Origin of the sequence: Legionella antarctica, from assembly GCF_011764505.1 — a bacterium.
Taxonomy (GTDB): Bacteria; Pseudomonadota; Gammaproteobacteria; order Legionellales; family Legionellaceae; genus Legionella; species Legionella antarctica.
The window spans coordinates 3,647,246-3,660,316 of sequence record NZ_AP022839.1 but is presented as its reverse complement, the minus strand read 5'-3'; the positions used below and the strand labels follow the sequence as shown (position 1 = coordinate 3,660,316).

Below are 13,071 nucleotides of genomic sequence, written 5' to 3'. Positions count from 1 at the left end.
ATAGAATGTCCAAAGATGTTACCAATAAGAAAATTTTTGTCTGCAGTTGGGTTGATCACTGTAGTTCGTAAAGAGTTTCAGAAAATCAAATCTCCCCGTGATGCTGCGCCAGGGAAAAATGTTATTTCGTTGACGGATTGTTTGATGTCTGCCTTTGCGATGTTTAATCTCAAGTACCCTTCATTACTCCAATTTGATAGGAGTCACCGACTGGATCCCCAAGTTCAACATAATTTAGGAACTCTTTATGGCATTGAACAGATCCCTAGTGATACGTACATGCGCGAGCGATTGGATGAAGGAGCCCCATCTACTCTGCGTAAAGTCTATAAGCGGTTATTTGCCTTTCTTCAAAGAGGGAAATCCCTGGAATCTTATCGTTACCTAAACGGTCGTTATTTACTGGCTGGGGATGGAACTGGATTTTTTGCATCCAATGTAATTCATTGCGACCAATGTTGTATTAAGCATGATCACAAATTATCTGTAGTTTTAACCACAAAGCAATCTATTACCGACCTATCTCTGAAAGCACGTAGTTATATTTTAGCTAATCCACTACGAACATATTTTGCATTATGGTATATAGATGACCACAAAAAAATTACTTTGATTCCAATTAAAGATATCGATAGTTTGCCTACATTGCTGCATGATAAAAAAATGTATAAGGAATTATCAAAAGAAGTTAAGGCGGAAATAGAGCTGGCCATCAAATCCTATCATTATGCTCGATTTCCTGACGAGAAGGTCTCGTATTACCACAATATGTATTGCGCAGCCATAGTTCACCCGGATAAAAAAGTGGTTATTCCATTTGTACCAGAACTTATCATGAAAGAAGATGGCGATACTAAAAACGACTGTGAACGCAACGCTTCCAAACGGTTATATAGGGATTTGAAACGAGAACACCCACACTTAAAAGTCATTGTCGTTGAAGACAGCTTGGCTTCAAATTACCCTCACCTCAATGAGCTTAAAAACCTGGATATGCAGTTCATAACGGGTGCTAAAGAAGGGGATCACAAAGCACTATTTAAATGGCTCAACGAACATGAGTGTATTACTTATGAGCACAAAACAGAAGACGGGGTGACGCACAGTTACCGTTATATTAATGGCGCACCACTCAATACAAGCCATTATGATTTTAAAGTAAATTTCATGGAGTACTGGGAAACAAATAAAAAGGGTGGCAAGCAACATTTTAGCTGGGTCACTGACATAACGATTACCAATAACAATGCTTATGACATTATGCGAGGAGGACGTGCGAACTGGAAAATAGAAAATCCCATATTTAATACACTCAAAAACCTAAACTACCACTTTGGTCATAATTTTGGACATGGATATAAAAATCTCTCGACCATGCTAGCCTTATTGATGATGCTCGCTTTCTTTGTTGATCAGGTTCAGGAGCTTTGTTGTAATATGTTCCAAAAAGCACTAAAAATGCGCCAATCAAAAATTGGTCTCTGGGATAAAATGAAACGCCTATTCAGTGAATATTTTGTTGATAATTGGAATGATTTATTTAACGCAATTATTCATGGGCAGGAGAAAATCAAACTTAATCCCATTAATACCTCATAGCATCTTATTTTTGAACACGGCTATTGTTTTGGTTTTAAATGAGTTTTTGAGTTTTGATAACGATTAGTGCTTGTTTTGCAATCAGATGATTTGTGAATTGCTTGTTGCTGCCCATGAGGAATAGATAGGGAATATTCTATTACCTATCGGTGGGGAGAAACTGGTAGCGGGAACCGCTGGAGTAATAGCATTAAAAAACTACTCGGGGAAGATAAAACTCTGAGTTATCGCTCATGCGATTTAAGTAATTATGCTGAGGTGCAGGCACTTTTTGAGGAGTTAAATCAATCGTTTCCACCGATCACAAGCATCATTCACGCTGCTGGAGAATTAAATGATAAGTTCTGGTTAGAGACCTCTTTGGAAGAGTTGGATCCCCTGCTCAAAGGAAAAGCTTTAGGTGCCTGGAATCTTCACCTGGCTACCAAAGCAATGAACCTGGAGGACTTTATTTTAATTTCCTCTCTTGCATCAATATTGGGTAATCAGGGCCAGGCACTCTATACTGCAGCTAATGGTTTTCTCAATGCATTAAATCGATTTCGACTAGAGCAAAAACTTCCTTCCGTTGTAATTAATTACGGTCCAATAAAAAACACTGGACTGTTTAAAAAAAGTGAGTTATCAATTACTGAGGCCTTGGCATCACAAGGTATCTATGCTATTGAGAAAAAAAATACCTTTATTCCGCTGCAATTATCATCCAGTCCTGGTGAGATCATTTATGCTGATATTAATCTTGAGCGTTTGACCCCATCGAATCAAACCAACTCATTTACCACTGTTGGAAGTGAGCCTCTGAGAGCGGAGGTCTCATCAGTTAAAGAAACCATCAATCAACTTGCTCAAAAGGTATTAAAAGTAGATCTTCTCTTAAAAACCAGTCAAAACTGGTTTGAAATAGGTATGGATTCTATTATGGCAAGTCAACTCGCCTACTCAATCAACAGAATCTATCCCGAGGCAAAAGTAACATCCAAAGATATTTTTCAGCATGCGTCCAGTGAAGAGCTTACTGATTTTGTGATTCCTAAATTAGAACCACTTAATCATGCTCCTTTATCTGTTGCAACAGCTAGGAACCAACTGTCAATTTCATTGCAACAGCAAGAGGTATGGAATTATCTCCAGACTACCCAAGATCCGAAAGCCTATTACATACCAATGCAGGTAAGTCTGAAGGCAAACATCTCGTATGAGCGTTTTAAAAAATCGATTAACTTTGTTGCGGCAAGTCACGATGTATTTTTCTTTCAATTTGATGAGGTGTTGACTCAGGTTAGTATTAATAATTTGACACAGCCTCAAATTGAAGTGAGTTATTCCGACTCGCCAAATGAGAATGAAGTCAAACTGTTTTTCAGAAAACCATTCAATCTAAAAATAGGTCCACTGGCTCGATGTCTCATAATTAAAGAGAAAGAAAACGAGTATTTATGGTTAACTGTTTTACATCATTTAATCGCCGATGGTCTCTCCGCCAATCAGTTTCTCCATGAGGTGGTTACTCATTATGTAAAGGGTTCTCAGCCCGTTTCAGCTAAATCCTATCAGGAATACATCCTTTGGCAACGAGAGAATCATTTTCACAATCAAGTACCTCTATTGTGTGACAAATGGCAACCGTTACTAAGCACCATACCTGTTGACGTACCATTGGCTTATGATACTAATCTTCCACAGAAAGCTGTGGTAATAAACTGCTCGATTCCAGTTAATTTGATAGAAAATAATAAAAGTCTATTAGGTCAAAATCAGCTTACCTTAAGTAATTTCTTATTAATGACGCTTTCTCATACTCTGCAAAATGCATTTAATCGAAGAAGACAAGGTTTGGTGGTGTTTTTCTCAGGGAGAGAGAGTGGTGAATTTACCAATGTGTTTGGAGACTTATCCAATGATGTTATTGTGTGTCTGGAGCAGGCAGACGGCATAGACCCGCTACTTTATTTAAAAGCATTGCAAAAACAACTAATGGAGCTTGTTGAACACCAATATTTTAGAGTCCAACTATTAAAAACGTGTGCGTTGTTACCTCAAATATCTTTTGATTTTCAAAAGATCAATAAAAATATTTTTGCTAATGATGAGTTGACGGCTACCCAGACAAGTTGCTCTAACGTGCAATCTTCTCTATGGGGTGATGAGCCCAGATTACTCTCATTTAAAGTACTGCAAACAGAGGAAGGCCTGCGCTTATCGTTGAAATACCGCGCCGATAAAATCAGTGAAGAACATGCCCGGTCTCTTTTAGAGCAGTGGAGAATAAAAACAATTCAACCATTGATAGCTTCGAACGCCAAACCTGATGAATATGTGATTACTCAGCGCCCCGCTTCAGTTTTACAACAAAATCTTTGGGAGTTGTTAAAAAAATGTCCTGATGAAAGCCCTTATAGTATTCCTTTGTTTAAAATTCTGAATAATCAGTACAGCACTGACGTTTTGCAACAAGCCCTTTCATCCTCTATTGATGAGATAGCAGCATTACGCACTCATTTTGAGATTAAGGATGATGGTTTAAATTATGTTCTGTCCCATAAAAAATACAGCCTCATTTCGATAATTAAAACAGAGCAGATTTTTGAGGCGATTAATGAAGTATTAGGCACACCAATAGCTACAGATAGAGCGCCATTACTTCATTGCTGGATTATCCAGGCAAAAAATGAGCCAGATTTATTATTGGTGAAAATTCATCATTTAATCATGGATGGTTTATCTGCGGAATATTTTATGAAGCAACTGGAAGTCCGGTATTTTCAGCACTTACAAAAAGAAAAAATAATTAATCTAAATGATAATGAAGAGTACTTATCTCTATACAATGAAGAGGAGAGATGTTATTTACAGACACAAAGCCTGAACAGAGATTATTATCAAAAAATCTCAGCCCAAGCACATCATCTCCTGCCCGAGTCATTACAAAAAAGCGGCTCGTTTGGAGAATTATGTTATGAAAAAATAAATGCAGAGCAGGTAAAGCTCTTAAATGAGTTCTGTCACCGGCATCAATTCACTCCCTATGCAATTTACTTGCAATTATTGTGTGAAGCAATCGCCATGGAATATAACGTTGACTCCGTCTACATCAGCATTGTTAAATCCAATCGTTCCATGTTGCCTCAATCAGATATAATTGGTTATTTTGCAGACAACGTTCCGTTATTAGTATCAACAGGTTTAAAGGGTTTTATCGAGTCAGCTAAAATGACTCAATTTTCTATCCTGGAAACGATAAAAAAAATTCAGCGTCCTTTAAGATATCATGATATGAGCACAAGTGGTTATACACAGCCGGATTTTATATTTAATTATTACCAGCCTCTGTCAGGCCAGGGACTGTTTAAGTCGGCAGAATCCATTCTGGAAATGAGTTTGACTCATTTAACCCATTTTCCTCTTTGGAATTACCCGTGTCCAGAGCGGTTGAATTTAATGATTCGCAGTACAGATCAAGGCGATTATTTAGGTCTGATTTATGATCCCGTCCGGGTGGAAAAAGAAACAGCGCAGCGGATTGTTGATTACATTATCCTTCAAACTGAATTGATCACCAGAAAATAATCTGGTTTTTACTGTCTTTTCATCAAAGTGAGTATCTCTTTTCGGGATTAAATTACCCGGATTTAATTATCTATTACTTATTATGATGAGTAATTAGTATAACCTCCTTAAGCACGTTATAATTCATTTTTGATTTTTTGCAGGTGATATAGTGAGGCACAGCCCGCGTAAGCGTTTTGGTCAGAATTTTTTACAAAACCGCCATACTATAGATGGGATTTTACGTGCTATTGATCCTCAGCCAAAAGATAATATGCTGGAAATAGGTCCTGGCTTAGGGGCATTAACCCAACCTTTATTGCGCAAACTGGAGCATTTAACTGCTGTCGAAATTGATACTGATTTATACCAATATTTAGCTCAGCTACCCATCACTCAAGGTAAACTGCAGCTAATTTCAGCTGATGCCTTAACCATTGACTACAGTCAGTTTGGTTCTGATTTAAGAGTTGTTGGTAATTTACCCTATAATATTTCAACTCCAATACTGATCCATTTATTGCAATTTGCCCCATTTATAAAAGATATGTACTTTATGTTGCAAAAAGAGGTTGTTGATCGGATGGCGGCAGCACCTGGATGCAAGGCCTATGGACGGTTAAGTGTGATGTTACAATATCATTGTGATGTAGCGCATTTATTTGATGTACCGCCCGAAGCTTTTGAACCGCCACCTAAAGTGGATTCTGCGGTAGTACGTCTTATTCCTTTTCAAACCTCTCCGTTTGAACAAGTCGCAGTAGAGCAATTGGAGCGACTAGTTGCAAGTGCCTTTGCTATGCGGCGAAAAACGCTGACTAACAATTTGAAAGGAATCATATCTTTTGCTCAATTAACCGATTTGGGAGTAGATGGTGGTAAAAGACCAGAACAAATTTCGGTCGCTGAATATGTCCAACTAGCGAAATTTCTTTCCAATTAGTGTAAAATTAAATAATAACTGAATGTGGAGGTTGTCTTGTTTCATCGTCAACGAAAAAATCCCTTGTCGGCACAGTCTAAATCTTTAAAAGATTTAGTGCGTCATGTCGTTGCTCCGCAGTTTTTAGCTGAAAATAAAAGACAAGGATTATTGCAGAAAATGCAAGAGCTGACTTGTCTTGAGCCATCTCGCTATGAGAGCTTGTGCGCTGTTCTGATTGAGAATCTGGTGAACTATTGTCAAAGTCTTCCTGAAACAACCAACAGTTATTATTCACAGGCAGGCGGTCTGGTGGATCATGCTTTAAATCGCACTGAAGCTGCATTAAGTTTGTTTCAGGAGTTTATGGTTCAGGATTCTGCGGATTTAATATCCGAAGAACAAAAACAATGGCAATATGCTCTTTATTCAGCGGCAATTTTACAAGGAATAGGTAAATTATTTGTTGATTATCGGATTAATGTATTTGCTAGTAATGGTCAATTATTAAACCAATGGAATCCCTTATTAGAAAGTCTCAACAGTACCGGTAGTTATTATAATTATGAGTTTCAGAAAGAATCGGATATCGAGTTTCGTCGTCGCTTAAATTTATTGATCGCAAGAGCTTTAATGCCGGCTAGCGGCTTTGCCTGGATTGCATCTAATCCGCAAGTATTAGCAGTCTGGCTGGCTTTATTAAATGAAGATCTACGATCTGCAGGCACTTTGGGGGCTATTTTAATTCGTGCTGATGCTATAGCCCTTCAACGTTACCTTACCGAATTTATGGGTAAAAGTGCTGGAACACGTGCTGGACGGTATGGACGATCAGGTACTTTTTCAGGCGGTGTGCCTGAGACCCTGGTCGAAAAAGAGCAAACAATGGGCGTTGAATTCATCCAGTGGATGGTTAAGGCTCTGGGTGAAGGCTTAATTATGATAAATAAGGCCCCCTTATTTATGGTGCCTGGCGGTATGTTGATGTGCCAGGAGATGTTCCAATTATTTGTGCGCGAACATCCAGAATACAAAAACTGGCAAGCAGTTAAAAACGGATTTTTATCTTTGGGTCTCCATCGTCGAAATGCGGATGGCTCTGTTATGAGTCGTTTTGAACAGGCACACAATCAACAAATGCATAATGGCATCGTGTTCTCAGAGTATGCTGTTGCCTTACCCGGATCAGTAAAAGTAGTCCAATTGAATACCGGAAAAATTGAGTCTATTTCTGCAACTGAGTTAGTGCACAGAGCGCAATACCCCAGTCAGTTTACCCAGCAACAAAATGTATTGGTTGTAACACCTTTACAAAAGCTATCTGCCACAGGCCAATGGCAGAATATTGAAAAAGAAGTATCTTTTTTGACTCCTGGAGTAAAGCGAGGTGTCTGATTATGCTATAGGGGATGTGCAAGGATGTTATGAGCCACTACAGCGATTGCTGCACTTAATTGACTTTGATGAAAAAGAAGATCGTTTGTGGTTTGTTGGTGATTTGGTGAATCGTGGTCCTGAGTCATTAGCTGTTTTACGCTTTACTAGTGCCTTACCTATTACGCCAATCATTACCTTGGGGAACCATGATTTACATTTATTAGGATCTTTATTTGGTGAAAAACCGTGGAAAGGACATGATGATACCATTCAAACCGTTCTCAAAGCGCCAGATAGAGAGCATTTGGGACATTGGCTTAGGAAGCAATCTATTCTTTACTATTCACCTGAGCTAAAGGTGGTGATGACACATGCCGGGATAGCTCCGGTTTGGGATTTGCCTCAAGCCCAATGTCTGGCTCAAGAATTGGAAATGGTACTTTCAGGAGACCGTTATCAAGAATTTTTAACGCACATGTACGGTAATAAACCTGATCTTTGGTCTGATGAGTTAATAGGATTGGATAGACAAAGAGCAATTACTAATTATTTTACCCGGATGCGGTTTTGTGATGGACAGGGCAGATTAGAACTGGGTTATAAAAGTACTATTGATAAGGCTCCTGCTAATCTTTATCCTTGGTATGCGGTGCCAGGACGTAAAGAAATTGAGGTCGATATTGTTTTTGGACACTGGGCGGCCTTGAAGGGAAAAAGTCCTAATCCTAAAATTCACGCAATAGACACAGGATGTCTTTGGGGCGGGACATTGACCGCATTGCGCTTACAGGATAAACAAAGATTTTCAGTGCCAGGATTGGGAATGAATTGATGGAAACAAGCCCATGACGATTATTGATGAGTTACGGAGAACTAATTTTTTAATGAACAACAGGCGATGCCAGCAGTGAATTTTTTAGAGAAAAACAGATTTTTATTTCAGATGTGCCTGTTGTTAAGTCTCATGGGATTTAATGCCTGGTCAGCGAATAAATCCTCTGAACATAAAACTCTGTACAATTGGGTAGATGATCCTGGCACCGAAGCGCAACAGGTGGAAGAGGCTGGAGCTCGACTTCGGGAGGCCATTGCCAACCCGGAGTATGTTTTAAAACACTGGATAGAATTACCTGCCTCTCCTGCTTCTCGCCATAAAGTTACTCAGCATTTGAGCATACGAGAGGCGATCCTCTTGGCTTTACGTTATAACCCGAATATCCAAAATGTGGAATTAGATCGTATTATTCAACGATACCAATTGCGTTTGGCCTATAACGAATTTGAATTGCAATACGCTTTGGGTGCTTCAGGCGTAATACAGAAAAATACCTTTAACGGAATTGGCAGTGATACAACTCGCACCTTCGTGGGTAGCCCAGAACTCAAATTAAAAACTAAATTAGGTACCCAGGCTTCCTTGTCTGTAGATAATAATGTAGCAATTTATAATGGCTATAATCCTCAGTTAAATTTTACGGTCACTCAACCCTTGCTACGTGGCTTTGGTTCGTCAGTAAATGAAGTGGGCCTGTTGAATGCTATTGATAGTGAGTGGTTGAATAAATTAAATTTGCAACAATCCGTTGTGGATCAGATTACCCAGGTCATTATCGCTTATCGCTCGTTGATACTCAGTGGTAATAATTTACAAAATCAACGCTTACAATTAAAAGAAGCTAAAAAATCGTATCAGATAAATGAAAAAAAAATAGAAGCTGGACAATTGGAACCCACAGGCAATATTCAGCAATCCTACCAAATCGAATCCCTAAGTCTGATGGGGGAGCAGGCAGAAAATGACTTTAATACAGCCGCTCAGGATTTGCTGCAAACAATAGGTCTTGATCCGGAGATGCATTTATCAGTTCCCAGTGATGTGACTATAGATAAAATCATTGTTCCTAATCTGCAGCAATCTATTGAAATAGCTCTAAATCATAATACCGCATATTTAGCTCAAAAAATGGCATTACGTGCCGATGAACGTGCCTACAAAGTGGCAAAAAATCAACAGTTGTGGCAATTGGATGCGGCCGGAAGCGTACAAAGTGGTACGGTAAATGATGTGACTGGAATTAATAGTGGTTTGCGAGGACTTTACAATGGTCATAATGTAAATCAATCAGCACGATTGACCCTAACGGTACCTTTGAACGATTTAAATCGACGCAGCCAATTAATTAATGCCAAAGTGAGATTGGAAAAAGATAAAATTAATCTTATGGCAGCCAAGCGAGCATTAATTACTAACATTACTAACACCATCAATACCATTCAAAGTCTTGCAAAGCGCTATGAGTTGGCCCAAAAGCAAGTAAAATTGGCTGAACAATCGTATGCTTTAGAAAAGAAAAAATTACAGGCAGGTATTTCAAGTGCTTTGGATGTTAATAATACTCAGAATCAGTTGATTCAAGCGCAATCAGGATTAATCGGTGCGAAGATTGCGTATCTTAATCAGTTATCAGCCCTTCAACGGACATTAGGAACTACGCTGGATTACTGGCAAATCAAACTAAGGTATGGCGGATGAATATTTATTTAAAAATAATTGTGGGCGCAATTTTAGCCCTGAATCTTATATCATGTGGTCATCATGACAAGCAGAAAACCACTACTTTGAATACCTACGAGGTCAAATCAAAACCCTTGCATAAAACCTTGCATTTTACGGGGACTATTCAGCCTTTGCATGAAAGTACCCTGACCAGCCCTATGGAGGCAGTAGTAGAAACAATGGATTTTCATTACGGGAAAATGGTTAAAAAAGGAGATGTTGTTTTAACCTTGAACTCTAATGAATTGCAAAAACAATACAATGACACACTGACTGATTATTTAAAAGCTAAGGACAGTTTTACCATTGCAAAAGCAAAGTTTTCCGGTACCCAGGATTTATGGCATTCAGGACTGTTATCTAAAAATAATTATTTAAGTGAAAAATCAGGTATGGATACTGCGCGAGTGACCTTAATGCAAGCCACGCGTAAGCTTAGTGAAATGCTGGAAAAAATGGATGAAAATAATACCCAAAATTTATCCGCTTTAAGTTTATCTGATTTTGATAAAGTACGAAAAATTTTGACTTCTAATCATAATATAATCCGCCTCAAAGCCCCGAGTGATGGAGTCATGCTTTATCCACCAAAATCTGCTGAAGATAAAGCTATGCGAATTACCGTGGGATCTTCGGTGAAATCAGGACAAGTATTGGCCCTGGTAGGCAATTTAAATGGTATTAGCGTCGAGATTGATGTTCCTGAAATAGATATTGATAAGATACGTCCTGGAATGAAAGCGATTATTAGCGGCGTTGCCTTTGGCAAGCATCAATTAAAAGGAACTTTGGTTGCTGTGAACGCCCAGGCTTCTAATACCAACAATGGGGGGTTGCCTTCTTTTACCGCAGTAGTCGAAGTAAAATCGTTGACTGCCGAGCAACAACCCTGGATAAAGGTGGGTATGAGTGCTGCAATTGAATTAAATGTAGAAAGTGAAAATCAATTATTAATTCCTATTGCCGCAGTAAAAAGAGAAAAGGGCAACAGTATGGTTTCTCTCCAATTAGCCCAAGGCTCCCTCGAAAAACGGATTATCACGACGGGTGCTGCACAAGCGGATACAGTGGTTGTGGAGACCGGTTTGAAAATAGGGGATGTGGTGGTTTATGACTAATGGTCCATTGATTAAACTCACCGATTTGGTTAAGACCTATTCTCTTGAAGGAGTCAGTACTACTGTTTTAAAAGAGGTTTCTCTGACAGTACATGAAGGAGATCTGCTTGCTATTGTAGGTGCTTCCGGTTCCGGGAAATCTACGCTAATGAACATTATTGGTTTATTGGATAAAGCAGACTCAGGCACTTATACCCTAAAAAATAAAAATGTATCCGGTTTGACTGATGATGAGTCTGCTTCTTTACGTAATCAGAGCATAGGCTTTGTTTTTCAACAGTTTAATTTATTACCTCGATTCACCGCGCTTCAGAATGTAGGCTTACCTCTTACCTACAGAGGAGTAAATGCAGTTGAGATTAAAGAAAAGGTGTTAAAGGCACTCGAGCATGTAGGTATGCGCCAGTATGCGCATCACCGCCCGACACAACTATCAGGCGGTCAACAGCAACGGGTAGCAATCGCCAGAGCTTTAGTTACAGAACCTCGGGTGATTTTAGCAGATGAACCTACTGGAGCGCTCGATTCTAAAACAGGAACAGAGGTGATGGGGTTGTTTCTAGCGTTACATAAAGAAGGCCGTACCATTATCATGATCACTCATGATGAGCATGTAGCTGCACAATGTAAACGACGTATCACTCTTGCTGATGGAGTTGTTATTGGAGAATCTGAGTAATGAAGTTTAGTCATCACTGTCAGCAGGCCTTGGTCAATTTAACTTCATCCAAAATGCGTTCTTTTCTGGCTGTTTTAGGTATTTTGGTAGGAACTGCTGCGGTAGTCGCACTAATCAGCTGTGGCCAGTTGGCTACCGAAAAAGCTTTGGAACAATTCAAAGCTTTGGGTACCGATTTACTTGCGGTGGCTGTTTATGAGAAAACCCCCAGTAAATCACGTAGCGGAGATGATTCATTATCAGTAAATCAATGGCAACAACTGCCAGAACGTATTCCCTTTATTCAGAAAATTGCCCCATACAGTACCGCTTATCAACCACTAAGTTTTAAAGGAAAATTGATGCAAGGAGTGGTTATAGGTGCGGATGAGAATCTAGCGAGCATTGTTCATGTCAGTTTATCACAAGGCCATTTTGTTTCGTTTTTAGAATCCTTTGAACACTTTTGTGTTATTGGAGATGGATTAGCACGACAAATAAAAGAAATCAGTCTTGATGAGCCTATAGGGAAACAATTACGCATAGGTCAAGCTTTATATACTATTATTGGCGTGGCCAATCCCTGGAAAGAAAATGGTTTTTTTAATGAGGACATCAATCAGGCGGCTATAATCCCTCTGGCGGGTATCTCATTGGTAAGTAAGGATGCAAAAATTAATAATGCGGTAATCCTGCTTAAACCCAATAGCCCCATTGATGAGGTAATAGAAGAGATAAAGCAAATCATCAATTCACAAATTCCCAAGCTTAGTATCTTCCCACGCAGTGCCAAACAAATTATAGCCAGTATGGAAAGTCAGGGACGTATTTTCACTTTGTTATTAGCAGTCATTGGTGGAGTTTCTCTTTTGGTCGGTGGAATCGGCGTGATGAATGTGATGCTGGTTTCAGTGAGTGAGCGGAAAAAAGAAATTGGAATACGAAAAGCAGTTGGTGCTAAAAACAGCGAAATTCAAGCTTTATTTCTTGTCGAGTCGGTAATGCTTTCTTTATTAGGGGGCATCCTTGGGGTGATTTTAGGATTAATTTTTACCCGGATAATCGCTTATTTTAGTGACTGGACTTTTACCATCTATTGGCTTCCGCCTGTAGCGGGTTTTTTTGTATCCGCTGCAACAGGGATTTTCTTTGGCTTTTATCCCGCTCGTCGTGCTGCAAAATTAGAGCCCATGGTTTCCTTGCGCAGTGAGTAACCAGAGATGATATCCTTAGTTTCTATAAGCATAGACTCTAAAGAAACCTATAAAAGAATGAAATTGAATGGGCGTTAATT

9 protein-coding genes are annotated in these 13,071 nt (G+C 39.2%); all 9 read left to right on the top strand.

The window, feature by feature from the left end:
* Positions 1-15: 15 nt before the first annotated feature.
* The 9 genes from HRS36_RS17195 (at position 16) to HRS36_RS17155 (ending at position 12,991) form a co-directional block, all read left to right on the top strand.
* Positions 16-1,599, top strand: coding sequence for a hypothetical protein (locus HRS36_RS17195; protein ID WP_173235428.1), 1,584 nt, complete (start codon positions 16-18; stop codon positions 1,597-1,599).
* 120 nt (positions 1,600-1,719) lie between these two features.
* Positions 1,720-5,166 carry a condensation domain-containing protein gene (locus HRS36_RS17190; RefSeq protein WP_338033754.1) on the top strand — a complete coding sequence of 1,149 codons (3,447 nt, stop codon included), beginning with the start codon at positions 1,720-1,722 and terminating at the stop codon, positions 5,164-5,166.
* Positions 5,167-5,317: 151 nt separating this feature from the next.
* Positions 5,318-6,088 carry a 16S rRNA (adenine(1518)-N(6)/adenine(1519)-N(6))-dimethyltransferase RsmA gene (gene rsmA / locus HRS36_RS17185; protein ID WP_173238303.1) on the top strand — a complete coding sequence of 257 codons (771 nt, stop codon included), beginning with the start codon at positions 5,318-5,320 and terminating at the stop codon, positions 6,086-6,088.
* A 36-nt stretch (positions 6,089-6,124) separates the two neighbouring features.
* A complete protein-coding gene (locus HRS36_RS17180) occupies positions 6,125-7,462 on the top strand; it encodes a conjugal transfer nickase/helicase domain-containing protein (protein ID WP_173238302.1) in 1,338 nt (445 codons plus the stop codon).
* Entirely contained in the window at positions 7,455-8,276 is an 822-nt protein-coding gene (locus tag HRS36_RS17175) for a symmetrical bis(5'-nucleosyl)-tetraphosphatase (protein WP_173238301.1), read from the top strand. The genes HRS36_RS17180 and HRS36_RS17175 overlap by 8 nt, the downstream gene beginning before the upstream one ends.
* A gap of 75 nt (positions 8,277-8,351) precedes the next feature.
* Positions 8,352-9,977, top strand: a complete 1,626-nt coding sequence (locus HRS36_RS17170; protein ID WP_173238584.1) for a TolC family protein — start codon at positions 8,352-8,354, stop codon at positions 9,975-9,977.
* Positions 9,974-11,119, top strand: coding sequence for an efflux RND transporter periplasmic adaptor subunit (locus HRS36_RS17165; RefSeq protein ID WP_173238300.1), 1,146 nt, complete (start codon positions 9,974-9,976; stop codon positions 11,117-11,119). Before HRS36_RS17170 ends, HRS36_RS17165 begins: the two co-directional genes overlap by 4 nt.
* Positions 11,112-11,798 (top strand): ABC transporter ATP-binding protein, encoded by a 687-nt coding sequence (locus tag HRS36_RS17160; protein ID WP_173238299.1) that lies wholly within the window; start codon positions 11,112-11,114, stop codon positions 11,796-11,798. The genes HRS36_RS17165 and HRS36_RS17160 overlap by 8 nt, the downstream gene beginning before the upstream one ends.
* Positions 11,798-12,991, top strand: coding sequence for an ABC transporter permease (locus HRS36_RS17155; RefSeq protein ID WP_173238298.1), 1,194 nt, complete (start codon positions 11,798-11,800; stop codon positions 12,989-12,991). The genes HRS36_RS17160 and HRS36_RS17155 overlap by 1 nt, the downstream gene beginning before the upstream one ends.
* The last annotated feature ends 80 nt before the right edge of the window (positions 12,992-13,071 follow it).

Bases quoted from the DNA above. Each gene is read 5' to 3' on its own strand.
- HRS36_RS17195 (WP_173235428.1), top strand. From the start codon at position 16: ATGTTACCAATAAGAAAATTTTTGTCTGCAGTTGGGTTGATCACTGTA.
- HRS36_RS17165 (WP_173238300.1), top strand. From the start codon at position 9,974: ATGAATATTTATTTAAAAATAATTGTGGGCGCAATTTTAGCCCTGAAT.
- HRS36_RS17160 (WP_173238299.1), top strand. From the start codon at position 11,112: ATGACTAATGGTCCATTGATTAAACTCACCGATTTGGTTAAGACCTAT.
- HRS36_RS17155 (WP_173238298.1), top strand. From the start codon at position 11,798: ATGAAGTTTAGTCATCACTGTCAGCAGGCCTTGGTCAATTTAACTTCA.